24 protein-coding genes are annotated in these 24,440 nt (G+C 62.6%); 10 read left to right on the top strand and 14 right to left on the bottom strand.

Annotation, left to right across the window (positions count from 1 at the left end; translation table 11 throughout):
- Positions 1-27: 27 nt before the first annotated feature.
- The gene (locus tag AB4Z25_RS22465; protein WP_112516535.1) at positions 28-1,398 is read left to right on the top strand and encodes a nucleotide sugar dehydrogenase; all 1,371 of its coding nucleotides are present in this window, start codon (positions 28-30) and stop codon (positions 1,396-1,398) included.
- A gap of 355 nt (positions 1,399-1,753) precedes the next feature.
- Complete coding sequence (locus AB4Z25_RS22460; RefSeq protein ID WP_442209115.1) at positions 1,754-2,584, top strand: MBL fold metallo-hydrolase; 831 nt, start codon at positions 1,754-1,756, stop codon at positions 2,582-2,584.
- On the opposite strand, the gene AB4Z25_RS22455 is transcribed toward AB4Z25_RS22460, so the two are convergent.
- Both AB4Z25_RS22455 and AB4Z25_RS22450 read right to left on the bottom strand, forming a co-directional pair.
- Positions 2,581-3,333 (bottom strand): polysaccharide deacetylase family protein, encoded by a 753-nt coding sequence (locus tag AB4Z25_RS22455; RefSeq protein ID WP_442209114.1) that lies wholly within the window; start codon positions 3,331-3,333, stop codon positions 2,581-2,583. The genes AB4Z25_RS22460 and AB4Z25_RS22455 overlap by 4 nt on opposite strands.
- Positions 3,330-4,418 (bottom strand): glycosyltransferase family 4 protein, encoded by a 1,089-nt coding sequence (locus tag AB4Z25_RS22450; RefSeq protein WP_442209113.1) that lies wholly within the window; start codon positions 4,416-4,418, stop codon positions 3,330-3,332. Before AB4Z25_RS22450 ends, AB4Z25_RS22455 begins: the two co-directional genes overlap by 4 nt.
- 193 nt (positions 4,419-4,611) lie before the next feature.
- Here AB4Z25_RS22450 and AB4Z25_RS22445 point away from each other — a divergent pair, with 193 nt between their 5' ends.
- Together AB4Z25_RS22445 and AB4Z25_RS22440 are read left to right on the top strand one after the other, a co-directional pair.
- The gene (locus AB4Z25_RS22445; RefSeq protein ID WP_442209112.1) at positions 4,612-6,330 is read left to right on the top strand and encodes an adenylate/guanylate cyclase domain-containing protein; all 1,719 of its coding nucleotides are present in this window, start codon (positions 4,612-4,614) and stop codon (positions 6,328-6,330) included.
- Positions 6,330-7,208: an FkbM family methyltransferase gene (locus AB4Z25_RS22440; RefSeq protein WP_442209111.1), complete on the top strand. Its 879-nt coding sequence runs from the start codon at positions 6,330-6,332 to the stop codon at positions 7,206-7,208. The genes AB4Z25_RS22445 and AB4Z25_RS22440 overlap by 1 nt, the downstream gene beginning before the upstream one ends.
- Here the strand turns inward: AB4Z25_RS22440 and AB4Z25_RS22435 are convergent.
- A complete protein-coding gene (locus AB4Z25_RS22435) occupies positions 7,205-8,110 on the bottom strand; it encodes an NAD(P)/FAD-dependent oxidoreductase (protein ID WP_442209109.1) in 906 nt (301 codons plus the stop codon). The genes AB4Z25_RS22440 and AB4Z25_RS22435 overlap by 4 nt on opposite strands.
- Before the next feature lie 128 nt (positions 8,111-8,238).
- Here AB4Z25_RS22435 and AB4Z25_RS22430 point away from each other — a divergent pair, with 128 nt between their 5' ends.
- Positions 8,239-8,703 (top strand): Rrf2 family transcriptional regulator, encoded by a 465-nt coding sequence (locus tag AB4Z25_RS22430; protein WP_442209340.1) that lies wholly within the window; start codon positions 8,239-8,241, stop codon positions 8,701-8,703.
- A gap of 3 nt (positions 8,704-8,706) precedes the next feature.
- On the opposite strand, the gene AB4Z25_RS22425 is transcribed toward AB4Z25_RS22430, so the two are convergent.
- Complete coding sequence (locus tag AB4Z25_RS22425) at positions 8,707-9,186, bottom strand: class I SAM-dependent methyltransferase (protein WP_442209107.1); 480 nt, start codon at positions 9,184-9,186, stop codon at positions 8,707-8,709.
- 125 nt (positions 9,187-9,311) lie between these two features.
- On the opposite strand from AB4Z25_RS22425, the gene AB4Z25_RS22420 reads away from it, so the two are divergent.
- From AB4Z25_RS22420 to AB4Z25_RS22405, 4 genes are all read left to right on the top strand, one after another.
- The gene (locus AB4Z25_RS22420) at positions 9,312-10,490 is read left to right on the top strand and encodes a DUF3095 domain-containing protein (RefSeq protein WP_442209105.1); all 1,179 of its coding nucleotides are present in this window, start codon (positions 9,312-9,314) and stop codon (positions 10,488-10,490) included.
- A gap of 125 nt (positions 10,491-10,615) precedes the next feature.
- Positions 10,616-11,725: an ABC transporter ATP-binding protein gene (locus AB4Z25_RS22415; protein WP_442209104.1), complete on the top strand. Its 1,110-nt coding sequence runs from the start codon at positions 10,616-10,618 to the stop codon at positions 11,723-11,725.
- Positions 11,718-12,677, top strand: a complete 960-nt coding sequence (locus AB4Z25_RS22410; protein WP_442209103.1) for an ABC transporter substrate-binding protein — start codon at positions 11,718-11,720, stop codon at positions 12,675-12,677. Before AB4Z25_RS22415 ends, AB4Z25_RS22410 begins: the two co-directional genes overlap by 8 nt.
- A gap of 11 nt (positions 12,678-12,688) precedes the next feature.
- Positions 12,689-14,368 carry an ABC transporter permease gene (locus tag AB4Z25_RS22405; protein ID WP_442209102.1) on the top strand — a complete coding sequence of 560 codons (1,680 nt, stop codon included), beginning with the start codon at positions 12,689-12,691 and terminating at the stop codon, positions 14,366-14,368.
- Here AB4Z25_RS22405 and AB4Z25_RS22400 read toward each other — a convergent pair.
- Positions 14,365-15,132: an SDR family oxidoreductase gene (locus AB4Z25_RS22400; protein WP_442209101.1), complete on the bottom strand. Its 768-nt coding sequence runs from the start codon at positions 15,130-15,132 to the stop codon at positions 14,365-14,367. The two genes, AB4Z25_RS22405 and AB4Z25_RS22400, sit on opposite strands and share 4 nt — an antisense overlap.
- A gap of 116 nt (positions 15,133-15,248) precedes the next feature.
- Here AB4Z25_RS22400 and AB4Z25_RS22395 point away from each other — a divergent pair, with 116 nt between their 5' ends.
- Positions 15,249-15,746 carry a GNAT family N-acetyltransferase gene (locus tag AB4Z25_RS22395; RefSeq protein WP_442209100.1) on the top strand — a complete coding sequence of 166 codons (498 nt, stop codon included), beginning with the start codon at positions 15,249-15,251 and terminating at the stop codon, positions 15,744-15,746.
- 3 nt (positions 15,747-15,749) lie between these two features.
- Here the strand turns inward: AB4Z25_RS22395 and AB4Z25_RS22390 are convergent, their stop codons facing one another.
- The 9 genes from AB4Z25_RS22390 to pcaH all read right to left on the bottom strand — a co-directional run bounded on the left by AB4Z25_RS22390 (position 15,750) and on the right by pcaH (position 24,437).
- Positions 15,750-16,466 carry an ABC transporter ATP-binding protein gene (locus AB4Z25_RS22390; protein ID WP_442209098.1) on the bottom strand — a complete coding sequence of 239 codons (717 nt, stop codon included), beginning with the start codon at positions 16,464-16,466 and terminating at the stop codon, positions 15,750-15,752.
- Positions 16,447-17,211 carry an ABC transporter ATP-binding protein gene (locus AB4Z25_RS22385; RefSeq protein WP_442209096.1) on the bottom strand — a complete coding sequence of 255 codons (765 nt, stop codon included), beginning with the start codon at positions 17,209-17,211 and terminating at the stop codon, positions 16,447-16,449. Before AB4Z25_RS22385 ends, AB4Z25_RS22390 begins: the two co-directional genes overlap by 20 nt.
- The gene (locus AB4Z25_RS22380) at positions 17,208-18,215 is read right to left on the bottom strand and encodes a branched-chain amino acid ABC transporter permease (RefSeq protein WP_442209094.1); all 1,008 of its coding nucleotides are present in this window, start codon (positions 18,213-18,215) and stop codon (positions 17,208-17,210) included. The genes AB4Z25_RS22385 and AB4Z25_RS22380 overlap by 4 nt, the downstream gene beginning before the upstream one ends.
- A 1-nt stretch (position 18,216) precedes the next feature.
- A complete protein-coding gene (locus tag AB4Z25_RS22375; protein WP_442209092.1) occupies positions 18,217-19,080 on the bottom strand; it encodes a branched-chain amino acid ABC transporter permease in 864 nt (287 codons plus the stop codon).
- A 194-nt stretch (positions 19,081-19,274) separates the two neighbouring features.
- A complete protein-coding gene (locus AB4Z25_RS22370) occupies positions 19,275-20,447 on the bottom strand; it encodes an ABC transporter substrate-binding protein (RefSeq protein WP_442209090.1) in 1,173 nt (390 codons plus the stop codon).
- Positions 20,448-20,574: 127 nt separating this feature from the next.
- Entirely contained in the window at positions 20,575-21,624 is a 1,050-nt protein-coding gene (locus tag AB4Z25_RS22365; protein WP_442209338.1) for a 3-carboxy-cis,cis-muconate cycloisomerase, read from the bottom strand.
- A gap of 92 nt (positions 21,625-21,716) precedes the next feature.
- Entirely contained in the window at positions 21,717-22,886 is a 1,170-nt protein-coding gene (locus tag AB4Z25_RS22360) for an acyltransferase family protein (protein ID WP_442209089.1), read from the bottom strand.
- Between the two features lie 187 nt (positions 22,887-23,073).
- Positions 23,074-23,688, bottom strand: a complete 615-nt coding sequence (gene pcaG, locus AB4Z25_RS22355; protein ID WP_442209087.1) for a protocatechuate 3,4-dioxygenase subunit alpha — start codon at positions 23,686-23,688, stop codon at positions 23,074-23,076.
- Positions 23,688-24,437 (bottom strand): protocatechuate 3,4-dioxygenase subunit beta, encoded by a 750-nt coding sequence (pcaH, locus tag AB4Z25_RS22350; protein WP_112538732.1) that lies wholly within the window; start codon positions 24,435-24,437, stop codon positions 23,688-23,690. The genes pcaG and pcaH overlap by 1 nt, the downstream gene beginning before the upstream one ends.
- Positions 24,438-24,440 lie beyond the last annotated feature (3 nt).

The raw sequence follows: 24,440 nt of genomic DNA, 5'->3' as shown, positions 1-24,440 counted from the left end.
TCATTGCGATCTTGCATTATCTCACCCATGACTTTCCTCGTCAAAAGAGACCCCGTCTTGGCCACCTCGCAGACATCAGCCGCCCTTTCCGCAAAGATCAGCGATCGCACCGCCCGCGCCGGCATCATCGGCCTTGGCTATGTCGGCCTGCCGCTGGCCATGGCGATCGCCCGCAGCGGCTTTCCGGTCAGCGGTTTCGACATCGATCCGAAGAAGATCGTCGCGCTTGATGCGCGGAAATCCTACATCGATGCGGTGACCGATGTGGCTCTCGCCGCTGAGATCGAGGCAGACCGCTTTTCCGCAACCACCGATTTTGCCGGGCTGAAAGCCTGCGATGTCATCGTCATCTGCGTGCCGACGCCGCTGACTAAACACCGGGATCCGGATCTTTCCTATGTCGAGGCGACGTCGCGCGCCATTGCCGAACACCTGCGGCCGGGCCAGTTGGTCGTGCTGGAATCGACCACCTATCCGGGGACAACCGACGACGTCGTCAAAGTAATCCTCGAAAAGACCGGTCTGAGGTCGGGCGCCGATTTCTTCATCGGCTTTTCTCCGGAGCGCGAAGACCCCGGCAACCAGCATTACAACACGGCGACCATTCCCAAAGTCGTCGCGGGTGACGGGCCGGATGCGCTGGAGCTGATGAAGAGCTTCTACGGGGCGGCCGTCTCGACAGTCGTCCCTGTCTCGTCGAATGCGACCGCTGAAGCCGTCAAGCTGACGGAGAACATCTTCCGCTCGGTCAATATCGCGCTCGTCAATGAACTGAAGACCGTTTACGCCGCCATGGGTATCGACGTCTGGGAAGTGATCGACGCCGCCAAGACCAAGCCGTTCGGCTATATGCCGTTCTATCCCGGTCCCGGTCTCGGCGGGCACTGCATTCCGATCGACCCCTTCTATCTGACCTGGAAATCCCGCGAATACGAGCTTCCGACCCGTTTCATCGAGTTGGCGGGCGAGATCAATTCCGCAATGCCGCGCTATGTCGTCGGAAAGCTCGCCGAGGCACTCGACATCCGCGCCGGCAAGGCGCTTAGCCGCAGCAAGGTGCTGGTGATCGGTCTCGCCTACAAGAAGAACGTCGCCGATATTCGTGAGAGCCCGTCGCTCAGGCTGATCGAGATCATCGAGGAGCGCGGCGGCAAGGCCGACTACAGCGATCCCTTCGTTGCCGAAATCCCGCCGACTCGCGAATATCAGGCGCTGAAGGGCCGTAAGTCCGTCGAGATCAGCGCCAAGACGCTTGCAGACTATGATGTAGTTCTTATCGCCACCGATCACGATGCGGTTGACTACGGCGTGCTGGCTAAGAGCGCGCCTCTGATCGTCGATACGCGCAATGTATTCGCGCGCCTCGGCCTGGCTGGCGATCACATCATCAAGGCGTGATCGCCGGGGTGCTTGGCGCGGTGCTTATTCTTTCCAGCGCTGAGATCAGTCCTGTGTAGATGAAGGTCGCATTAGGCGCCAATTTGCAATTTGCGACATTAGAACCCATCTAATGTCAGGTAACACGGATCCGTTCTTCGCCATTTGCAGGCCCAGCCGCTTCCGTTTACCGAAAACAAACCATATCCAGTTGCAATCCAAGGCGAAAACCGCTTGCTTAGGAAAATCTACTTGTTCTGCCTGTAGCGGTAGGCGGATTGGTAAGGAAACGGCATGTCCGTAGCATGGTGCTCTTCGCAACCAGATCAGTTTGTGGTTACGATCGCATCCACGGGAACGTCCGATCGACGAAAGAATGAGCAAAGAACTATTTCAGGTTAAGTTTTGGGGCGTCCGGGGCAGCATCCCGGTTTCGGGACCCGAGTTCGATCACTATGGTGGCAACACCACGTGCATCGAAATCCGTTGCGGCGCCCACCGTATGATTTTCGACGCGGGCTCCGGTCTGCGCGAAGCCGGGCTCGCGATGCTCAACGAGAGCGTCAGCGACGTCGATCTGTTTTTCAGCCACTGCCACTATGACCACATCATCGGTCTGCCCTTCTTCAAGGCCATCTATTACCCGTCGATCCACCTGAACATCTGGTCAGGACATCTGGACGGAAAGATGACCACCAAGGAGATGGTCAACCAGTTCATCAGTCCGCCCTGGTTTCCGGTGAAGACCGACATCTGCCAAGCAACGATGGATTTCCGCGATTTCCACGCCGGCGAAGTCCTGTCGCCGCGCGACGGCATCAAGATCAAGACCTACATGCTGAACCATCCGGGCGGCGCCATCGGCTACCGCATCGAGTGGGGCGGCCGCTCCGTTGCGCTGATCTTCGATATCGAGCACATCCCAGGTTCCTACGATCCGGTGTCGCTGGAGATGATGAAGGACGCCGATCTGGCGATCTACGACTGCACCTATAACGAAGACGAGATGCAGCGCTTCAAGGGCTTCGGTCACTCGACCTGGCAGCACGGTGTCGAGCTTGCCAAGATGGCGGGTACAAAGCAATTCGCGCTTTTCCATCACGCCCCGTCGCGTACCGACGAGCAGCTCGGCCAGATGGAGCGCGAGGCGCAGGCCGCTTTCCCGGCATCCTTTGCCGCCCGCGACAATCAGGTCATCGACATCTAGCTTTTGAGCAAGGCGGCGGCGGGCGTCCAGGCGATCGCCTTGATCCCGGCTGTCTCCCTGAACAGCGCATCGCAGAAATTCCAGGCTGCGGCGTCATGGACGAGATGGTGCGTCAGCAGACCGATTGGCTCGTCGCTGCCCTCGAAGCGGTTCTGCAGCTCGGCGACCAGTTCTGCAATCAGCTCTTCTTCCGGCCGCCCGCCGCGGGTACCATGCCAATCCATGATATCGACATGGGTGTTCAGGATGCCGATCGGCTGATCCGGCGCGGCTTGTCCATAAATGGAAAGGCTCTCGAAGCCGAGTGCGGAAAGCTTCGGGATCAGCGCATCGTCGATCCGGTTCCACGGCGGCACCAGCATCGGCACGAAAGACGTCTCGTGAAGCTGCTTCAGATTGAGGAAGCCGTGATAGAGCTCGCCAAGCACCGCCTCGGCCAGGCGATGGCTGCCAAGCTCCTGCTTCTTCTCCTCCGCCGGGGCGTGATTTTGATGCGCCCAGCCGTGAACTGCCACCGCGGCGTGCTTCTCATTGGCCAGACGCTGCGACAGCGCCGGTCCGGTCTTCGCCGGCACAACGGCAAGCGTCAGAGGGACGTCATAGCGATTGGAGAGGCCCAGCAGTCTGTCGAGCGCGTCCGTCGGTTCGGTCGCATCGTCATCGCGCCACCAGAAGACCGCGGTGCGACCCGCGGCAGTCCACCGCGCCAACTCGCCGCGAAGGGGTTCCCAGGCCGTATTGCCGCTCATCGCTTCACTCCTGCATAGGTCTTCAAGATATCGTCGAGGGCTGCTGCCGCGGTTGCGATCGACCGCTCTTCGAGAATGAACCGGCGGGCTTCGGCGCCCATCTTACGCCGTTTCTCCGGGTGCTCCAGCAGCTCACGGATCGCGTCTGCATAGGCCGCCACGTCGCCATCAGATGTCAATACGCCGGTCGTGCCGTTGCCGATCACTGCGGGGACACCCGCGGTCTCCTGCGCGACGGCGGGAAGTCCGGCGGCCTGCGCCTCCAGATAGGCCAGGCCATAGGCCTCACCGCAACCCGGCCAGACATATATTGCAGACTGCTTCAGCAGCGCAGCAATATCTTCCGGGCTGCGCTCACCGCACCACTCGATGCGTCCGGGCTCGAAACCGGCAAACAGCGCTTCGACAGCATTCCTTTCAGGACCGTCACCGGCGATCGCCAGCGTCCAGGCCGTATCGCGGATATGATGCAAGGCGGCCGCGAGCGTCGCATAGCTTTGCATCTTGTCGCCTGGGCGCATCATCGCGACCGCGATCAACCGCGTTGGATCGGCAACCGTGCCGGGCTCCGCATAGAGCGCCGGATCGATGAATGGCTGGATCGAGGCCATGCGTGCCTCGGGAATCGCCCGCTCGACACCGACGCGGTCCCGCGCCGTCATCGCGATGTTAACCGCCGCCTGCCGGATAGCGCTGGCGACCAGCACCTGGGACGGCTGCCAGGGGCCTTGATCACGCTTCGGCGAATAGGATGCCTCGACGGTCACATAGGGAATGTCGAGTTCACCGCAAAGGACGGGACCGAACGGATCCGGCGATTTGTAATAGGGGTGGTAGCAAAACCAGAGGTCCGGCTTAGCGCCGGCAGCAAACTCTGTCCGCAGCCGCTGCAATTCGCTCTGGCGGCCCTCTTCCAGGAGTGCTGCGGCCTCCGGTGTTGCGGCGAAATTCCGGAAGCTGGAGACGAGTTCGACCTCATGGCCTGCCAGACCGAGCGCGCGCATCAGAAGCCTGCCCATCAGCCGGTCGCCGGAGGGAACGGGATGGCCGGGAGACTTCAAAGGCGCGTAAAAAGCAATCTTCATCAGCAAGCGCTCGCCGAGACAGAGCGTTTCCAATTCCCAATCCAGCCCGCGGCGAAATTCTGCGCTATGGTCCGCTTCCTTAAGAGTTGCTGATAAACATATAGAATGTGATCGCAGTTGAAGAAGGCGGCATTCCGCTTCTCTTCGAACATCTCTATTGCATAAGAGATTCGATCTTCAAGAACGGGAATGAATGGCCGCCGTCGCAGACACAAGCATTTTCACCGAGCGGAACATCCGGCGTGCCCGGCTGGGCGCCGGGCTGATAATGTTCCTGTTCGTGACGCTGCATCTGTCGAACCATGCGCTCGGGCTGATTTCGGTCGGAGCCGCGGAAGATGGACGCCGGCTGTTCATGATGCTGTGGCGTAACCCGGTCGGGACGGTTGCTCTTTATGGCGCCATCCTCACCCACATGACGCTGGCGCTGCGCTCGCTTTATATCCGGCGCAGCCTCGTTATGCCGAAGGGTGAGCTGGCGCAGATCGCCCTCGGCCTGGCCATACCGCTGATCATCATGGACCATGTGATCGGCACGCGCATCGTCCACGAGCTGTTTCACTACTCCGACAACTACGAAACGATCGTCAGTCTGTTGTGGATCAATTCGCCGAGTTCGGGTGTGCGCCAGGCGCTTGCGGTCGTCGTCGTCTGGACCCACGGATGCATCGGCCTGCATTTCTGGCTGCGCTATCGTCCGTGGTATCAGGCTTTTTCGCCGCTGCTTCTGGCTTTGGCAATCCTGCTTCCGGTGCTCGCCCTTCTCGGCTTCGCCGAAATGGGGCGGACGATCGCCGAGCCTGCCTATGAGGGTCTCGTCGATACCGGCCACTATCTGCAGAACCTGAACCGCCGCTACTATTCCGACCCGGAAGCGCAAAGGCAGATCGCCTTGATCCGCGCCGGTCTCTACAGCAGCTTTTCGCTGGCGCTGCTCTCGGTCGTCCTCGCCCGCAGCCTGCGCAAATGGAAGGAAGCCACCGATCAGATTGCTGTCCACTACCCGGCTGGCGAGACGATCCATGTGCCGCGCGGCTTCACCGTGCTGGAGGCGAGCCGTCTTGGCGGCTTGCCGCATTACTCTGTCTGCGGCGGCAAGGGGCAGTGTTCCACTTGCCGCGTGCAGATCCTCAGCGACTACGAGAGCCTGCCGCCACCCGACAAGATGGAACAGACGACGCTCCGGCGGATCAATGCCGCCCCGGATGTCCGGCTTGCCTGCCAGCTGCGGCCGAACCATGACCTGACCGTCGTGCCGCTGCTGATCCCGGCAACGGAGGCGACTCTACCTGCCAACACGCAGGAAACGAGCCCCGGCCGCGAGCGGGATATCGCGGTGCTCTTCTGCGACATGCGCAATTTCACGGCGCTGACGGAGCCCCGTCTTCCCTTCGATATCGTCTTTTTGCTGAACCGCTATTTCGCGCTGGTCGGCAAGGCCGTCGAGCAGGCCGGCGGCCGTGTCGACAAGTTCATCGGCGACGGCGCCATGGCGTTGTTCGGCATCAACACCTCGCCGGAAGAGGGCTGCAGGCAGGCGCTGAAGGCGGCCGCGACCATCGCCGAAGAGATCGAGAAGCTTGGCCATGAGCTGGCCGAGGAGCTGTCGATCCCGCTGCAGATCGCTATCGGCATCCACACCGGTCCGGCAGTCGTCGGCACGATGGGTTATGGCCGCGTCCGCAGCCTGACCGCCGTCGGCGATACCGTCAACGTCGCCAGCCGCCTCGAGCACGCCGCCAAGGAGTTCGACGTGGCGATCGTCGTTTCCGAACCGGTTGCCGAGCGCGCCGGCGCCGATATGACCGGTATCGAGAGTCACGAGATCAACGTCCGCGGCCGGGCACTGCCATTGAAGGTCTTCGTGATTCCCAAGGACAAGGCGGCGCTGCCGCTGCAAGGAAAAGCCTGATGGCCGCCAATGCGCTGCTGACGCAAAAATACTGGATGAAGCGGCTCCGCAAGATGCGCAATGCCGCCGCTGCCCGCTTCTTCGATACCCGCTTCGGCCGCCGTCTTTTGATCGAAAGCATCGGACCGCGGGTGCTGACGATGACCGTCGATGCCGGCGACCACCGCATGACCTTTTCGCCATCCGACTATATCGGCCGCAAGGTCTTCCGGAAGGGGCATTTCGAGCGTGATCATGTCGATCGCCTACTGGCCGTGCTCCGGGAGCGCGGCCTGTCGCGCAAAGACAGCGTGCTGCTGGAACTCGGCGGCAATATCGGCACGCAGACCGTCTATTTCGCGCTGAGCGGCGCCTATTCCCGCATCGTCAGCGTCGAGCCGGATCCGCGCAACTTTCCGCTGCTGCAGACGAATATCCGCCAGAACCGGCTGGACGGGATCGTCACACCGGTCAATTGCGCCGCAGGAGAGACGGTCGGTGAGATCGACTTCTTCATGAATGCCGCCAATCACGGCAAGAGCAGCGCGATCAGGCAGAGCCCGTCCGATACCAGGATCAGCGTTCCCGTCCGCCCGGTCGCGGCGATCCTTGGCGATCTCGGCCTCGAACAGAGCGCCGTCGGTCTGGTCTGGATGGATATCGAGGGATACGAGCCCGTTGCCTGCCGCTCGATGACGGAGCTGATGAAGCGGCGCGTGCCTCTCTACATGGAGTTCACGCCGCTCTTCTACGGCCCGGAACAGACCCGCGATTTCATCGCCACCCTGGCTTCCTTCTACGAGAACTGCCTCGTGTTTTTCGAGGAGGGCGAGCAGCAGATGAAAGTGCGCGAGCTGCCCGGCGGGATCGATCAGTACGACGTACTGTTTCTACCCTAATGCGCCATACCCAGCGCCAGCGACTGGTGGCAATGGACGCCGGCAAGCACGCCGGAGGCTGAGGCCAGTGTGGCGTTGTGCATCGGGTTCGTCGCGTCGCCTGCGGCGTAGACGCCCTTCACCGTGGTTTCCTTGCGCTCATCGAGACGAATGACAGGGCCAAGCGGCGCATCGTCGAATTCGCAGCCGAGCTGTTCGGCAAGCGGGGTGGCCATCGATACTTTGGGCGCGACGAAGATCGCCGAGAGCGGTAGGACACGGCCATCCTGAAGCCTGACAGCCTCGAGATCCGGCGCGGTGCCGAGGAATTCGACGATCGGGCTGCTTTCGACGCGAACCTGACGGGCCGCCAGTTGCGCCAGCTGCTCCTGATCAGGCTCGACGAGCCCCTGCGAGAAATAGGTGGCCGGACCCCAATCCGGGATCAGCAGCGCTGCGTGGATCGAGAAGGGGTGGCTGCCGAGCACGCCGAGCGCACGGTCGCGCACCTCGTATCCGTGGCAATAGGGGCAATGCAGCGCCGAGCGGCCCCAGCGTTCGGCCAGCCCCGGAATATCCGGAAGCGTATCCCTGACGCCTGTCGCCAGCAGCAACCGGTCGGCGCTGAACTGCCGTCCATCCGCCAGCGCCACATTGAATTCGCCACCGGTCTTTTCGGCCGCGATCGCTTCCCCTTCGGCGAAGCTCACCGTCGGATAGGCCGAAAGCTGGCGCTTGCCCTCCAGCATGATCGCAGCCGGGGCCACGCCGTCCTGGCCCAGAAACCCGTGCGATGCCTCGGCGAAGCGATTGCGCGGACGCCCGGCATCGATCAGCAGGATGCTGCGGCGGGCGCGGGCGAGCTGCATGGCGGCGGAGAGCCCGGCAAAATTGCCGCCGATGACGATTGCTTCGTAATGCATGATATCGCTCCTTCTTGCATTTCACGCATCTACATAAGTTACGTGAAATGATGTCGTCAAGTCTTACGTCACTTGTGTTGTTACGAATGGCATGGGATAGTGCGTAGTAGACGCATACGAGGATGATGATGAGAAGTGACAGCCGCCTGTCCCGCATGCTGCATGTGCTGATCCACATGGACCGGCATCAGAAACCGGTGACATCCGAAATGATCGCCGGGATGCTGAGCACCAATCCTGTGGTCGTCCGCCGCACCATGGCGGGGCTCAGGGATCAGGGATATGTGCGCTCGGAGAAGGGGCATCATGGTGGCTGGACGCTGGTCAAGCCACTGTCCGAGATCGCCCTGCTCGATGTTTACCAGGCGATCGGCGAGCCGGAGCTGTTCGCCATCGGCCCTGCATCCGATCATCCGGAATGCCTGGTCGAACAGGCGGTCAACAATGCCGTCGGCGACACCTTGCGGGAGGCCGAGGCGCTGATCCTCGCCCGGCTGAAAGCGGTGACGCTCGGCGATCTCGCCGGCGAATTCGAGCGCCGCTACGCGAAGCTCGGCGCGTCCGGCCCAATGCCGGAGATCTGTAGCGACTGAAAGCTATGTGCGGCGGTAGAGGAAATAACGCCCGGATTTGATGCCGTCAGGCAGCGGCAGGGGAGTGAGCTCCGGCCGGTCGAGCGGCAGGCCGGAGACGGCAATGCCGCCGGAGCGCAGAACGCCGGCCATCAGCTGCGGCAGCCAGGTCAGGGTCACGGCATCGATATCGTCGTGACCGGTGCCGATATCGGCATGCGCAAGCGCCGCGTTGACGCCGAGAAAACGCTGCCCCGTCTCGCGGATATCGCCGGTCACCATATCTTCGGCGGGCGGCGTCGAGGCGGAATAGGAACGGACCTCGCGGTCGAAGGCGATGATGCGGCGGCCGGCGAAAATCTCGCGCAGATGGTCGTAGGTCCGTCCGTTGCCGAGACCGAGTTCGATGACCGGACCTTGAAGCGGCCCGACCAGATCGACGATCGAATTCAAGATATCGCGCTGAGCCGTCAGGCGGCGGATGAAGCTGTCGAGGCGGCTCATCTATGTCCTTGTCCGTCATTCATTTTTATCTTGCGGTGCTATCACACGAAACTGTGCGAAGTCGATTGCCGTAACTCCTGAAATGGCGTTGCCGCCGCTACAACTGTCTGTGATAAGGTCGGATCATGAGCGCCGCTTCCAACGATCAGTTCTTTGCTTCCGTGCCGGTCTTTGCCGAGTTCAAGGGTGTGGCCGATACTGGCAATTACCGCCCCCTGCCCGAGGGATGGATCCTGGCGCTGGCCGACATCGTCGGCTCCACCAAGGCAATCGGTGACGGGCGCTACAAGGACGTCAACATGGCGGGCGCCTCGGTGATTTCCGCCGTGCTAAACGCTGTCGGAAAGGGTGATTTTCCCTTCGTCTTCGGCGGCGATGGCGCGATGATCGCCCTGCCTGCATCGCATGAGGATGCTGCCCGCGCGGCCCTTGCCTCAGTCCAGGTCTGGGTGAGGGAAGACCTCGGCCTCGACCTGCGGACCGCGATCGTTCCCGTTGCCGACATCCGCAAGGAAGGGCTGGATGTGCGTGTTGCCCGCTATTCGGCAAGCCCCTACGTGACCTACGCAATGTTTGCCGGCGGCGGCAACAGCTGGGCGGAAAAGCAGATGAAATCGGGACGCTACGGCGTTGCCGCAGCCCCCGCGGGCACCCGGCCGGATTTGGCCGGTCTCTCCTGCCGCTGGAACCCGATCGAGGCCGAGAACGGGGAAATCGTCTCGATCATCGCCGTTCCCGGTGAAGCGGGCTCCGGTCCGGAGTTCCAGTCGCTGGTCACCGCCATCGTCGCCATCTCGTCGGAACAAGGCCGTGGCGGCCATCCAGTACCTGCCGACGGCCCGGACCTGTCTTTCTCGAGGAAGGGCATCGAGCGCGAGGCCAAGGCAACCGCGGCGGCTGGCAGGCAATGGCGCCAGAAATTGTTCATCATGCTGCAGCTGGCACTGACCGTGATTTTCTTCAAGCTGGGCATCCCCTTCGGCAGGTTCGACGCGCGTCAATACAAGCGCGACGTCGCCGGAAATTCCGATTTCCGCAAATTCGACGACGGACTGAAAATGACGATCGATGTCGATAGCGCGCGGTTCGAGCGGATCGAAGCCCTGCTCAAGGAGGCGCAGAGCAAGGGGATCGCCCGTTACGGCCTGCACCGGCAGGATTCGGCGCTGATGACTTGCTTTGTGCCGACGCCGATGTCGCGCGACCACATCCATTTCATCGACGGCGCCAGCGGCGGCTATGCGGTCGCCGCCAGCAAGATATCGGGCAAGACATTGGGGCCGATCGAGTTGCTGGATCGCTAACCACCGGACCTCGCGCCCAAGAGCGCATCCACCCAATGTCATCAAACTGAAATCGAACTGTCGCAAAGCTGTCATCCGGCCTGCCTAAATGTCGCCGTAATTTCTGAAGCGACATCCGGTTCCCCATGAACGCCCCCGCAATTCCGTCGAATACCGCCGTTTCCGCGGCCGGGCTCGAATTGAGCTATGGGCAGACGCGCATCCTCAAGGGGATCGACTTCTCTCTTCGCAAGGGCGAGACATTGGCGCTGCTTGGCCCATCAGGCTGCGGCAAGACCACGCTGCTGCGGCTTGTCGCCGGCCTGCTGGCGCCGACGAAAGGCCAGATCTCCATTGCCGGGCAGCACGTTGCCGGCGAGGGCACCTTCGTGCCGCCGGAGCGCCGTGGGCTGGGCATGGTTTTCCAGGATTATGCGCTCTGGCCGCATCTGACCGTTGGCGGCAACGTTTCCTTTCCGCTGGAGATGCGTGGCGTCGGCAAGGCTGAGCGTCGGGAACGAACGATGCGGGCGCTGGATCGCGTCGGGCTCTCGGCCTTCTCGGACCGCCGCCCGAGCGATCTTTCCGGCGGCCAGCAGCAGCGCGTGGCGATTGCCCGCGCCATCGTCGCCGAGCCGCAGCTGATCCTATTCGACGAGCCGCTTTCCAACCTCGACCGCGAGCTGCGCGAGAATATGGTCGGTGAGCTCGCCGACCTGATTGCGACATTGGGGCTGACGGCGATCTACGTGACACACGATCACAGTGAAGCGCTGACGCTGGCCGACCACGTTGCCGTCATGCGCGGCGGGCTGATCGAACAGCTGGCATGCCCGGACGAGCTGATCGAACGCCCTGCTACGCCCGCAGTGGCGGATTTTCTGCGCCTCGGCCGCGTTGCCGGGATCGAGCGGCGCGGCGCGCTCTGGTTCTTCAAGGACAGCACGGTGGCGCTGATGGAGGCTGCTGCCGATGGGCCGCGCGCCGCAGACATCCTCATCCCGACATCCGGAATTTCGGTTTCGGCCGATGCGCCCGAGCGGCTCTGCGCTGTGGTGTTGCGATCGCAATTTCGCGGTGACGGCCACCTGGCGACGGTATCGCTGAGGGACCTGCCGTCATTCGAGCTGCAGGTGCTGAGCCGTCTCAAGCTTCGCGCCGGTGAAACGGTCGGTCTTTCGATCGATGCCACCCAGATCCGCTGGTTTCCAGAAACTGCCGATACTTCAAAACAGGAGAGACTCGAAAATGTTTAAGTCATTGAAGAGCATTGCGTTCGGCGCTGTTGCCGCCGCGCTTATGGCGGGCGTCGCCCATGCCGACGTTACCGTTTACACCGCTGGCCCGCAGAGCCTGATCGACAAGCTGTCGGCCGGCTTCACCGCCCAGACCGGCGTCAAGGTCAATGTTTTCCAGGCAACGACCGGCAAGGTCATGGCCCGTATCGAAGCCGAAGCTGCAAACCCGGTCGTCGATGTCGTCATCTCGGCGTCCTGGGATACGGCAAACGATTTCGCCAAGCGTGGCTGGCTCGTCAACTATGCCAGCCCGAACGCTGCCAAGGTTCCTGATTTCCTGAAGTCGGAAGGCGCCGTGGCGCAGGGCATCTCGGCTCTCGGCATCGTCTGGAACTCGAAGAGCGGCACGCCGAAGCCGTCCGAATGGGCCGATCTCTCGAAGCCTGAATACAAGGACCTCGTCAACATTCCGGATCCGGCGCAGTCGGGCTCGTCCTTCGAGCTGACCGCCGCTCTCGGCGGCCAGGACGACTGGAAGCTCTTCAAGGATCTGCAGGCCAACGGCGCCATCATTGCCGGTGCCAATGCTGACGCCCTCAACCCGGTTCTGCAAGGTGCCAAGGCCGTTGTCTTCGGCGCTGTCGACTACATCGCGCTTGCTGCCCAGAAGAAGGGCGAGAATATCGAAGTCGTGTTCCCGGCTTCGGGCACCGTCATCGCGCCGCGCCCGGCGATGATCATGAACTGGTCCAAGAACCAGGACGATGCCAAGAAGTTCATTGACTACATGCTCTCGGACGAAGGCCAAAAGCTCGTTGCCGGTGAGATGCTGATGCCGTCGCGCACCGATATTCCGGCTGCCCGCCCGCTGATCAGCGATCTGAAGCTCCTGAAGTATGATACGGCCGCCGTTTACGGCAAGCGCAAGGAAACGCTGAAGTCCTTCGCGGAACTCTACGGCGCCAAGTAAGGTCTGACGAGATGAAAGCGAACGGCATCGGCGGCACGGCTCCGGCCGCCTGGCTGGCAACAGCGGGTCTCATCCTCGTCGTTGCCGTTCCCTTCATCGCCGTCGTCCTGCAAGGCATTTTTCCCGAACTCGGACGGGGCTCGTTTGCGAGCCCCTTCTCCTCGCTCTACGCGACGCTTGCCGATAGCGCGCTGATCCGCATGGGCGGCAATACCATCCTGCTCGGCGCCTGCGTCGTGCTGGCTTCGGCGCTCGTTGCCGTGCCGCTCGGCGTCTTCCGCGCCCTCTACCGCATTCCCTTCGCCACCTTCTGGGATGTGGTGCTGCTCGTTCCCTTCATGATCCCGCCCTATATCGCCACGCTCGGCTGGATCATGACGCTGCAGCCGCGCGGCTATCTTGAGCAGCTCGCCGGTTTCAATCTCGCGCCCTATCTCTTTTCGCTGTTCGGCATGACCGTCGTCATGGCCTTCAACACTTTTCCGGTTGTCTATTTCGCGGTGTCGCGCACCGTCGAGGCTGTCGGCGCCCGTTATGCCGATGTCGGCCGGGTCTTTGGCGCAAGCCCGGCGCGCGCCTTCTGGCGTATCACGCTGCCGCTCTCGGCGCCCGGCCTGACGGCCAGCCTGATGCTGGTCTTCGCCGCGGCGATTGAGGAATACGGCACGCCCGCAGCACTCGGCCGCCGCGCCGGTTTCCAGGTTCTGGTCACCGGCATCGACCTGCGCGTCACCGACTGGCCGATCGATCTGCCGGGTGCTGCAATCCTGTCGCTGGTGCTCGTCGCCATGTCGCTCGCCACCTTCCTGCTACAGCGCTGGATTCTGGCGCGCCGCTCCTATCAGACGGTCGGCGGCAAGCCGACAGCGAAGGACAAGCGGCCACTCGGAGCGCTGAAGGTTCCGGTCATGATCGGCTTTGCCGTAGTCGCTTTCCTGGCGACAGGCGTGCCGCTCTTGGCGATCCTGGCGACGGCGCTGGCGCGCACCATTTCCGGCGGTCTTGCGCTCGACAATGTCAGCCTCGACAATTTCATCGCCGTTTTCAGCAACAGTGCCGGTGCCGTCACCGCGCTGATCAACAGTTTCTCGCTCGGCATCGGCACGGCTATTATCACCGGCCTCGTCGGCGTCACCGCCGCTTATACCGTCGTGAAGACGAAGATGCGGGGCCGGATTGCGATCGATATCATGACCATCCTGCCGAACGCGCTGCCCGGCATCGTCGTCGCCGTCGGGCTGATCCTTGCCTGGAACATGCCAGGGCTGGCGTTCACGCCCTACAATACCGGCTTCATCCTGCTGCTCGCTTATTGCTGCATCCTGCTGCCGCAGCCTGTGCGCTACACCGCAGCCGCCTTCCAGCAGATCGGCGACAATCTGGAAGCCGCCGCCCGCGTCTGCGGCGCCAGCGGCGTCATGGCCTTCCGGCGTATCCTGCTGCCGCTGGTCTTCCCGAGCCTTGCCTCATCGATGCTTCTGGTCTTCGCGCTGGCCTCGCGCGAGCTCGTCGCCTCGGTCGTCGTCGCTCCCTTCGGCATGCAGACAATCGCCACCTTCATCTGGCGGCAATTCGAGCAGGGCTCGATCGGTCTCGGCATGGCGATGGCCTTCATCGCCATCTGCATCACCACGCTGCTGCCGCTTATCCTGATGCGGCTGATGCGCCGTGGAAACATGGTCGCCGACTAGAGGCTGGTGGTGATCCCGCCATCGACCATCAGCATGTGGCCGTTGACGAAGGACGAAGCCTCCGAAGACAGGAACACCGCGGCGCCCACCAGCTCTTCGACATTACCCCAGCGCCCGGCAGGCGTGCGCCCTTCCAGCCAGCTGGAAAATTTCGGATCATCGACCAGCGCCTGGTTGAGCGGCGTCTTGAAATAGCCGGGCGCGATTGCGTTCACCTGCAGTCCATGCTTGGCCCAATCCGTCGCCATGCCCCGCGTCAGGTTCTTCACCGCGCCTTTCGTCGCCGTATAGGGCGCGATGCTCGGGCGGGCGAGTTCGGCCTGTACCGAGGCGATGTTGATGATCTTGCCGCGTCCGCGGGCAATCATCGCCTTGGCGACCGGCTGGCTGACATAGAAGACGCTGGAGACGTTGGTCTTGAAGATCTCGTCCCACTTCTCGACCGGAAAATCCTCGAGCGGCGTGCGAAACTGCATGCCGGCATTGTTGATAAGGATGTCGATCGGGCCGATTTCCTCTTCGATATAGGCAATGCCGCTGCGCGCTGCCTGCGCATCCGTCACGTCGAAGGCGGCACTCAACGCATGATGACCCTTGCCCCGGATCACTTCCGCCGCCTCCGAAGCCTTGCTGGCATTGCGGCCGTTGATCACCACGGACGCGCCATGCTCGGCCAGCCCGAGTGCCAGCGCATAGCCGATGCCCTGGCTTGAGCCGGTGATCAACGCACGTTTTCCGGTGAGGTCGAATAGGGGGAAGGACAAGCGGGATACTCCTCTTTGGCCTGCGATCAAAGAGGAGTCGGCGTTCCAATGCAAGCTGCGGCTTTGACGCAAGTGAGGCTATTTGCTACCCGATTTGCTGTCATTGGAGGACAGCGATGAAGCTTCGCGAAGAAACCGCAGCCGATATTCCGCTCATCCGGGCGCTGATAACCCGTGCCTTTGCGCCGATGGCATTCAGCAGTCAGACGGAGGCGGCGATTGTCGATGCCTTGCGCGACCGCGGTAAGCTCAGTGTCTCACTGATTGCCGAAGATGAAGGAAATGTCGTCGGCCATGTTGCATTCTCTCCAGTGGCGATCGATGGCGCCGATCTCGGCTGGTACGGGCTTGGCCCTATTGCCGTTGCACCGGAATGGCAGGGGCAGGGAATTGGAGGCGCGCTGATAGACGCGGGCCTGGCGGCAATCCGGGCGCTTGGCGCCAGGGGCTGCGTGCTGCTTGGTGATCCGGCTTTCTACAGCCGCTTCGGCTTCCAGGCAGATGCGAAACTAACGCTTCCGGGCGTCCCGGCCGAGTATTTTCAGGCAGTGACATTCAGCGGTGAGACGCCGTCGGGCGAGGTGACCTATGACGAGGGCTTTTCCGCGAGCTGAGCGTTAGTGCAGCCCACCCACGCCCAGCAGCCGTTCCACCGCGTCATGATCCTCAGACAGCGCCGCCGGCGTGCCGCTCCAGGCGAGCCTTCCGCGTTCGAGGATGATGACCTGGTCGGCGAAGTCGAGCGCGCTCTGAATACGCTGTTCGACCAGCAGAATGGTCATGTCGCCTGTTTTGGCGAGTTCGGCGAAGGCGGCCATCAGTTCCTCGCAGATGACCGGCGCCAGGCCTTCGAGCGGCTCGTCCAGCAATAGCACCGAGGGGCGACCGAGGATCGAGCGGGCGGTGGAGAGCATCTGCTGCTCGCCGCCGGAAAGTTGGCTGCCGAGATTGCGGCGGCGTTCCTTCAGGCGCGGAAACATCTGGTAGGCTTCGTCGAGCGCCGTCTTCGGCCGCCCCTTGAGGCCGACGAAGAGGTTTTCTTCCACCGTCAGAGTTGGGAAGACGCAGCGCGCCTGCGGCACAAAGCCCAGCCCCTGATGCGCGCGTGCGGCGCTCGGCATCGCCGTCACGTCGGTTGAACCCAGCCGGATGCGGCCGTCATAGCGTTTCGTCTGTCCGGCAAGGGTGGCGAGCAGCGTTGTCTTGCCCATGCCGTTGCGGCCGAGCACGGCGAGGCGGGCGCCCGCCGGGACCGAAAAGGACACGCCTTCGAGAACGCGGGTCGGGCCGTAGCCGGCCGACAGGTTTTCCACCTCAAGCGGCGTGGCTGGCATTGGCATAGCTCCCGAGATAGGCCTCGCGCACGCGGGCGTCCTTGGTGACGTCGGCGGGCGATCCGTCGAAGATGATGGCGCCGGCGGCAAGCACGATGACGCGCTTGGCGAAGCGGAAGACGAGGTCCATGTCGTGCTCGATCATCAGCACCGCGAGATCGGCGGGCAGATCGGCCAGCGCCTGTTCGATGCGGCCGGTATCGCTCTGCGGCACGCCGGCGGCGGGTTCGTCGAGCAGCAGCACCTTGGGCTTCAAGGCCATGGCGACGGCGATTTCCAAGAGACGCTGCTGGCCATAGGCGATCTCGCTGACCTTGCGGTGCATGAGGGCGATCAGCCCCAACGTCTGCAGCATGCCGCTCACTTCGTCCATGACGCCTTGCATCGACAGGAAGTTTCCGAACATCCGGCCGGTCTTCCCGTCGCGCTGCAGGATGGCCAGCGCCACGTGCTCGGCTGGTGTCATCTCCTGGAAGAGGCGGGTCACCTGGAAAGAGCGGACCAGCCCGCGTTTCACACGCCCTGCCGCGTCCACCTTCGTCACCGTCTCGCCACCGAGGCGGACTTCGCCGGAATCGGGGGCCAGATTGCCGGTGACCAGATTGACGAAGGTGGTCTTTCCGGCGCCGTTCGGCCCGATCAGCGCCACCCGGTCGCCCGGCTGCATCGCAATGGAGACGTCGTTGGTGACGGCAAGGCCGCCGAAAGATTTCTTCAGGTTGGCAACTTCGAATACGGCGCTCATTCGCCTGCCTCCTTGCGGCGGGAGAGGACGGCAGCGGCTGTGCCGTAGAGCCCCTTGGGTGCGAAAAGCACGACGGCGATCAAGAGCGCACCGACCATGGTCAGCCAGTGGAACGGGTTGGCGGCCGAGACATAATCCTCGAACAGCATGAAGATGACGGTGCCTGAGAGCGCGCCGAACAGCGAGCCGGTGCCACCGAGGACGAGCATGACCAGGCTTTCGGCAGAGAGCGTGAAGGACAGGCTGTCGAGGCCGACGACTTGCGTCGAGATCGCCGTCAGCGCGCCGCCGATGCCGGCCACCGCGCCGGAGATGACATACATCTTCATCAGCGCAGCCTTCGGCGATGCCCCCATTGCCTTGATACGCAGCGGATCTTCCTTGATGCCGCGGCAGAGCATGCCGAAAGGCGAGCGCACCAAAAGGCGCAGCAGGATGAAGACCGCGAGCAGCAGGACAACGCCGAAGAAATAGGCGGTATGCCCGTAGAGATCGAATTCGAAATGGCCGAGCACCGGATCGGCCGAAATTCCGGAGAGACCGTCGCTGCCGCCGGTCCAGGAGGACGTCTTGTTGGCGAATTCATGAAACAGGTTGATCAGCGCGATCGACAGCACCAGCTGCGGCAAGCCGTGGGCGCGCAGGATGATGGCGCCGCAGATCAGCCCGGCGATCGCGCCGCCGGCGATACCGGCAAGCGTCATCAGCAGCGGATCGGTGATCCCGTAATGGGCCGAGACGATACCGGCGGCATAAGCGCCGGAACCGAAGAGGGCTGCATGGCCGAGGGTCGCGACGCCGCAATAGCCGGTCACGAGATCAAGCGACAGAACGAGCAGCGCGATGGCGATGATGCGGGTCAGCAGGGCCAGATTGTCAGGAAAGAGCAGGTAGCCGATGGCAGCGAGGACGATGATTGCCGCAACGCCGGCGAAGTCTCTGCCCGCCGAGCGGTGACGGCGTGCGGCAGCGGCAGCCGTTTCAGTGTTCATGGCAAGCGTCATCCTATTTCGTCCTCCCGGCAAAGCCACGCGGGAAGATGCAGATGATGGCGATGACGGCGAGATAGAAGAAGAATTCGCCGAACTCAGGCATCAGGTAGCGGCCTGTCGTATCGATGCCACCGAGCACGAGACAGGCAATCAGCGCGCCGGGGATCGATCCCGCGCCGCCGACCGAGACGACGACCAGGAAGGTCACCATGTAGCGCAGCGCGTAGTAGGGCTCGACCGGCAGCAGCTCCGCCCCAACGACGCCGCCGAAGGCGGCAAGGCCGACGGCCACGGCGAAACTCAGCGCGTAGATGATCTCGGTGCGCACGCCGAGGGCAGCCGCCATCGATGCGTTGTCGACGGAGGCGCGCAGTTTCACCCCGAAACTCGTCCGTTCGATCGTGAACCACAGCGCGATCGCGACACCCAATCCGCAGACGATCGCGAAGAGGCGATGAACCGGGATGGTGCGGAAACCGAGATCGGCCGAACCCTGCAGCCCCTGCGGCAGCGGAATGGTCTTCAGCGTCGGACCCATGACATAGTTGGCGATGCCGATGATGCAGAAGGTGATGCCGATCGTCATCAGCACTTGTGTCAACTCGGGCGCGCCATAAATCCGGCGGTAGAGGAAGCGTTCGATCGGGATGGCGATGATGATCGTGCCGATGACGGCGGCGATGACGCCGATGCCGTAGCCGAGCCCGAGATCGCGCACCGCGTAGGAAGCGATATAGCCGCCGATCATCGCGAAGGCGCCGTGGGCGAGATTGACGACCCGCATCAGCCCCATGGTGACGGAAAGGCCGATCGAGATGACGAACAGCACCATGCCATAGGCCAGCGCATCGACGGCTATGCTGAAGACGGTTTGCATGGGTTTGGTGTGGTCCTTTTGTTGGCGGGCGGCGATCAAGTTGGCGAGGGTGTTTGTGGCCCCCTCATCCGCCTGCCGGCACCTTCTCCCCGAGGGGAGAAGGGAAATTGGAGCGCTACGGTCGCTTCCCCTCTCCCCAGCGGGGAGAGGGTAGGGTGAGGGGGCTCACGGCACAACGTCTAAGTCGGAAATCCTTACTTCACAGCCGCAAGCCCCGGATCGCCCTGCTTTTCGAAGGTCTGGATTTCCTTGTTGATGTATTTGCCGTCCGCGTCCTTGGCGACTTCGCGCAGGTAGATGTTCTGCGTGATGTGGCGGCTATCGGGATCAATCGAGACCGGGCCTCGCGGGCTCGTCCAGGCGAGACCCTTCACCGATTCGACAGCCTTCGCCGCGTCCTGCTTGCCGCCGGTTGCCTCGATCATCTTGTAGATGACATGCATGCCGTCATAGGCGCCGACAGCCGGGAAGGTCAGCTCGGCCGGGTTGCCGATCGCCTTGCCGGCGGCTTCGACGAAGGCCTTGTTCTCGGGCAAGTCGTGGGAAACCGCGTAATGGAAGGTGGTCAGCATGCCCAAGGCTGCATCGCCGAGTGCCGGAAGATCGGATTCCTGCGTCAGATCGCCCGGTGCGAAGAGCTGGATGCCGCCGGTCTTCAGGCCGTTTTCGTTGTAAGCCTTGACGAAACCGAGCGTCGTCGGGCCCGATGGCAGGAAGGCGAAGACGCCGGTCGCGCCAGAATCCTTGATACGCTGCATGATCGGGCTGAAGTCGTTGGTCGCAAGCGGCATTCGGATCGCTTCCACGACCTCGCCGCCAGCCTTTTCGAAACCGGCCTTGAAGGCATTTTCCGCGTCGACGCCCGGGCCGTAGTCGCTGACCACGGAGATCACCTTCTTGACGCCCTTGTCGAAGGCGACCTGCGCCATCGGCGTCGAGGTCTGCCAGGTCGTGAAGGAGGTGCGCACCACGAGCGGGCTCTTGGTGACGATCGCGGACGTCGCGGCGTTCATGATGACCAGCGGCGTATTGGCCTGCTTCAGGATCGGGGTTACGGCCATGGCATCAGGCGTGAAGTAGAAGCCGGCCAGATACTGGACCTTTTCCTTGACGACCAGTTCCTGGGCAAGCGCCTTCGACTGCGCCGGATCGGCGGCGGGCAGGTCGCGATAGATGACCTCGACCATGTTGTCGCCGACCTTGCTGCCGTTGGTCGCCATATAGGCGTCGATGCCGGCCTTGAAGTTCTTGCCCTGCAGGGCGAACGGACCGGAAAACGGTCCGATGACGCCGACCTTGATCGTATCCGCATAGGCGCCCGAGCCCATGAGCATGGCCGCAGCGGCGGCCAGAAGCAGCTTCTTCATTCTTCTCTCTCCCTTTTTCGGCGTACTCCAGCGCCGTATTAGCTCGCAGCTAAAACTTTTCGCGCTAGTTTGTCATGCGAAACGGTAATGTAAAATGAAATAAATGCCAGAATTCATGATCGAACGGTTATGAATTCGCGGCGCCGAGCCTCTGGATGTTATCCGCAAGCTCGCGCGAAAGACGAAGGGCAGCCCCGGTCGCCACGACCATCTGCGGCAGGACGAGCCATTCCAATGTCCAGGCCGCGCCGGAGCGTTCCTGCTCATGGACCATCGACTGGTGGATCGCCGAGATTTGCGTGGCATTGAAGCGGGCCAGCGCCACCAGCGTCTCGGCGGCAACAGGGTTCTGCTTGTGCGCCATGGCCGACGAGCCACCGCCGCCGCTCAGCGCAATCTCGTCCCCCGCCTGCGACATTAGCGCAATGTCCTGGCCGAACTTGCCGAGGCTGCCGGTCACAACCGACAGCAATCCCGCGAATTCGGCGATGAAGGCGCGCTGGCTCTGCCATTGCGGCAGATCGGCGAGGCCGAGTTCCTGGGCGAGCGAACCGCGCACGGCGGCCGCCTTGCCGCCAAGTTTTTCCAGCGTGCCGGCCGCGCCGCCGAATTGCAGCGGGAAGCGCAGTTCCGTCAGCTTTTCGCGATAGCCGTCGAACGGTGTTCGCCAGGCATGCAGCCGGTCGGCAACGGTGATGGGGATCGCCGCCTGCATCCGGGTGCGGCCCATCAGCGGTTTGGCGCCAAGGCTCGCTTCCAGGGCGGCGAGCTTGACTTCGATCGCGGTCAGACGCGCCGCAAAGATGAAGGCCACAGGTTTCAGTCGCAGCATAAGGCTGGTGTCGATCACATCCTGGCTGGTGGCGCCGGTATGGACATGGGGACCGGCCTCGCCTGTAGCGGCGCGCAGCTGGCGCACCAGCTCGGGGATGACGACGCCGTCGCGGGCGGTGGCGGCGCGCAGTGCCGGGATATCGGCGGCAAAGCTCGTGCAGGCGGCGGAAATGGCCTCGGCGGCGGGCCGGGCTATGACATCGTGAGCCGCCTCGGCGCGCGCTAGCGCCGCCTCGAACTGCAGCATGGCGCGAATATCGGCCTCGGCGGTGAAATAGGCGGATATCTCCTCGTCACCGAGCAGGCCGGAGAGGAAGGGGTGGTCGAAAGCCGTTGCGCTCACTGTCGTCTCTTCTTTCATGGCCGGCATCTGCCGCCGTCTAGCGGCAGAAAGCCTTGAGCCCGTCGAGACGTCAATAGCGTTCAGGCGTCAGCCTATGCCTTAGCTGGCTTCTCGACAGGGAGGATCTTCGGTTCGCTGGCCTCATCCACGCCACGGGCCTTGGCGACGAAGGAGAACTTCTTGCGCATGCCGAGAATGGGTTTCTCGATCATGTGCCAGGAAATGACCGCCACCGCCATCGCCGCGCAGATGCCGATCGCATAAAGCGCCAGCGCTCCGGTTTTCGGAACCAGGAAGACACCCGGCGCCAGGCCGATGAGAATCTGCAGGAAGGGGTCGTGATAGAGGTAGACGCCGTAGGAATAATCGCCCTTGTGGAAGACGGAGGGCAACGGCACCGGTGTCAGCCCGATGAAGGTGGTGATGTAGACCAGCGCCGGGATGACGAAGATGCGGTTCGGCACCGTCTCGATCGACGAGCTGTTGAGTACGAAGATCGCGGCAATCGCAATCGCGGCGCAGACGGCAAGCAATGTGCGGCTGTGCGGGATCACGTCGCGCAGCTGATAGGCAAGAATGCCGAGCAGGAAGGCAAAGACCAGCTGGGCGCCGCGGCTGACGAAGACCGTACCGAGCACCAGGTTGACGCGGTAGGGCAGGTGCGGTCCCAAAGTCTGGATCAAAAGACCGGCGACGATGAAGCCTGCAGTCAGCAGCGCCGTCTTGCGCCAGGAAGAGATGATCGAGGTCATCATCAGGCCGGACATGATGATGTAGCAGAAGATCTCCCAGGGGACCGTCCACAGGGCGCCGTTGACGCGATGGGTCGGGTTGTTCTCGAAAACGCCCGGCAGGCTGTAGTGGATCCAGCCTATGATGTTCAGGAAATATTTGAAGAAATCGGCGCTGCTGAAATAGGCGCTGAGCGCCACCGGCGTCAGCAGCGGGCCGATGATCAGGGCGCAGACGACGATATCGACGGCAAGCGCCGGAACGATACGCAGCCCGCGATTGAGCAGGAAGTTCTTGAGACTCAGCCGCTGGGCGCTGCCTGCAATCAGGAAGCCGCTCAGCGCAAAGAACATCGGCACCAGCGCATATTCCGCGAACCACAGCGGCGTGGAGCGGAAGAATTCGTCATTGCCGGTCAGCAGGAAGGAATGCGCGAGGACAATTGAAAAAGCGAGCGCGATTCGCAAGAAATCAAAACCTGGACCGAGGCCCCTATGCGCCGCCAGGACGTGTCCGAAAGTTTTCTGCATGTTTCCACCATCAACGTTTCAGCCCGCCCGCTTCATACCGCGGCGCAGCATGAATGCCAACCCGCTTTACGCGGATGCAGCATGGAAAATACATTCCCGGTTGTATCTTGAATTGCGCGTGCTTAACGAAAGCTGGCTGCTGCCGGATTTCCGAGATCAGGCGAAAATCCAGCAGCAGTAATGCTTGTCAGATATCGAGAAAGACTGTCTCGTTTTCTCCCTGCAGGCGAATGTCAAACGTATAGGTTGCGCCGTCGCGTGCGGCAATAAGTGTCGCCACGCGGTCGCGGTGCTCGATCCGCTGCAGCAGCGGGTCGGTAGCGTTGGCTTCCGATTCTTCCGGGAAGTACATGCGGGTGTGCAGGCCGATATTGATGCCGCGAGCGACGATCCAGAAGGTGATGTGCGGCGCTTGTCTGCGCCCGTCCTTGAACGGCACCTTGCCGGGCTTGATGGTTTCGAAGCTGTAGACGCCGTCCTCCGCCCGGGTCGGGCAGCGGCCCCAGCCGTTGAAATTGGGATCGGCGGTGCCGCGCATTTCCGAGGGGCTGTTATAGAGCCCGGCGCTGTCGGCCTGCCAGATCTCGATCACCGCATCGCGCACCAAAGCGCCGGCACCGTCGAAGATGCGGCCTGCCACGGTAATCCGCTCGCCTGTCGTCTTGTCGTTGACCATCGCGGTACCGAGGTCGCCGTCATAGACACCTGATATGTCGCAGAAATTCGGCGTGAGACCGATATGGACGTAGGGTCCCGCGGTCTGCGATGGCGTTTCCTTGAGGTAACGGATTTCCTGGGCCATCAGTTGCCCTCCAGCTTGTTCTCGAACATCGTCGAGCGGCGGCCGCGCAGCACGATGTCGAATTTGTAGGCGCGGCTATCCATCGGAATGGTGTTGCCCCAATCCATGGGGGCGATCAGCTGTTCGATCGCCGCCTTGTCGGGGATCGTGCTGACGATCGGACACTTCCAGATCATCGGATCGCCCTCGAAATACATCTGGGTGATCAGGCGCTGCGAGAAGCCGTGGCCGAAGACCGAGAAATGGATATGGGCCGGGCGCCAGTCGTTGACGCCGTTCGGCCAGGGATAGGCGCCGGGCCGCACGGTGCGGAAATAGTAGCGGCCTTCCTCGTCGGTGATCGCCCGGCCGCAGCCACCGAAATTCGGGTCGATCGCTGCCAGATAGCTTTCCTTCTTGTGGCGGTAGCGCCCGCCGGCATTGGCCTGCCAGAACTCGACCAGCACGCCTGTTTGCGGCCGCCCGCGCTCGTCCAGCACCTGGCCGTGAACGATGATGCGCTCGCCGATCGCGCTCTCGCCGGGCTTGGCATAATTGTGGAGCAGGTCGTTGTCGAGTTCGCCGATCATGCCGTGGCCGAAGACGGGGCCGGTTATCTCGGAGATCGTGCCGTCGAGAGACAGCAGGGCGCGCTGCGGCGAACGCAGGATCGAGGTCTTGTATCCTGGCGCAAAGGCAGGCGGATGCCAGGCGTGGTCGCGGGCGAAAAAGGCGCCTGTTTCGGGCTTGCGGTTCGGTATGTCGGACATGGC

The organism is Rhizobium sp. RAF36 (genome assembly GCF_052114105.1).
Taxonomy (GTDB): domain Bacteria; phylum Pseudomonadota; class Alphaproteobacteria; order Rhizobiales; family Rhizobiaceae; genus Rhizobium.
This window is presented reverse-complemented; position numbering and strand designations above follow the sequence as displayed.

Bases quoted from the DNA above. Each gene is read 5' to 3' on its own strand.
- AB4Z25_RS22465 (WP_112516535.1), top strand. From the start codon at position 28: ATGACTTTCCTCGTCAAAAGAGACCCCGTCTTGGCCACCTCGCAGACA.
- AB4Z25_RS22460 (WP_442209115.1), top strand. From the start codon at position 1,754: ATGAGCAAAGAACTATTTCAGGTTAAGTTTTGGGGCGTCCGGGGCAGC.
- AB4Z25_RS22455 (WP_442209114.1), bottom strand. From the start codon at position 3,333: ATGAGCGGCAATACGGCCTGGGAACCCCTTCGCGGCGAGTTGGCGCGG.
- AB4Z25_RS22450 (WP_442209113.1), bottom strand. From the start codon at position 4,418: ATGAAGATTGCTTTTTACGCGCCTTTGAAGTCTCCCGGCCATCCCGTT.
- AB4Z25_RS22445 (WP_442209112.1), top strand. From the start codon at position 4,612: ATGGCCGCCGTCGCAGACACAAGCATTTTCACCGAGCGGAACATCCGG.
- AB4Z25_RS22440 (WP_442209111.1), top strand. From the start codon at position 6,330: ATGGCCGCCAATGCGCTGCTGACGCAAAAATACTGGATGAAGCGGCTC.
- AB4Z25_RS22435 (WP_442209109.1), bottom strand. From the start codon at position 8,110: ATGCATTACGAAGCAATCGTCATCGGCGGCAATTTTGCCGGGCTCTCC.
- AB4Z25_RS22430 (WP_442209340.1), top strand. From the start codon at position 8,239: ATGAGAAGTGACAGCCGCCTGTCCCGCATGCTGCATGTGCTGATCCAC.
- AB4Z25_RS22425 (WP_442209107.1), bottom strand. From the start codon at position 9,186: ATGAGCCGCCTCGACAGCTTCATCCGCCGCCTGACGGCTCAGCGCGAT.
- AB4Z25_RS22420 (WP_442209105.1), top strand. From the start codon at position 9,312: ATGAGCGCCGCTTCCAACGATCAGTTCTTTGCTTCCGTGCCGGTCTTT.
- AB4Z25_RS22415 (WP_442209104.1), top strand. From the start codon at position 10,616: ATGAACGCCCCCGCAATTCCGTCGAATACCGCCGTTTCCGCGGCCGGG.
- AB4Z25_RS22410 (WP_442209103.1), top strand. From the start codon at position 11,718: ATGTTTAAGTCATTGAAGAGCATTGCGTTCGGCGCTGTTGCCGCCGCG.
- AB4Z25_RS22405 (WP_442209102.1), top strand. From the start codon at position 12,689: ATGAAAGCGAACGGCATCGGCGGCACGGCTCCGGCCGCCTGGCTGGCA.
- AB4Z25_RS22395 (WP_442209100.1), top strand. From the start codon at position 15,249: ATGAAGCTTCGCGAAGAAACCGCAGCCGATATTCCGCTCATCCGGGCG.
- AB4Z25_RS22390 (WP_442209098.1), bottom strand. From the start codon at position 16,466: ATGCCAGCCACGCCGCTTGAGGTGGAAAACCTGTCGGCCGGCTACGGC.
- AB4Z25_RS22385 (WP_442209096.1), bottom strand. From the start codon at position 17,211: ATGAGCGCCGTATTCGAAGTTGCCAACCTGAAGAAATCTTTCGGCGGC.
- AB4Z25_RS22380 (WP_442209094.1), bottom strand. From the start codon at position 18,215: ATGACGCTTGCCATGAACACTGAAACGGCTGCCGCTGCCGCACGCCGT.
- AB4Z25_RS22375 (WP_442209092.1), bottom strand. From the start codon at position 19,080: ATGCAAACCGTCTTCAGCATAGCCGTCGATGCGCTGGCCTATGGCATG.
- AB4Z25_RS22370 (WP_442209090.1), bottom strand. From the start codon at position 20,447: ATGAAGAAGCTGCTTCTGGCCGCCGCTGCGGCCATGCTCATGGGCTCG.
- AB4Z25_RS22360 (WP_442209089.1), bottom strand. From the start codon at position 22,886: ATGCAGAAAACTTTCGGACACGTCCTGGCGGCGCATAGGGGCCTCGGT.
- pcaG (WP_442209087.1), bottom strand. From the start codon at position 23,688: ATGGCCCAGGAAATCCGTTACCTCAAGGAAACGCCATCGCAGACCGCG.
- pcaH (WP_112538732.1), bottom strand. From the start codon at position 24,437: ATGTCCGACATACCGAACCGCAAGCCCGAAACAGGCGCCTTTTTCGCC.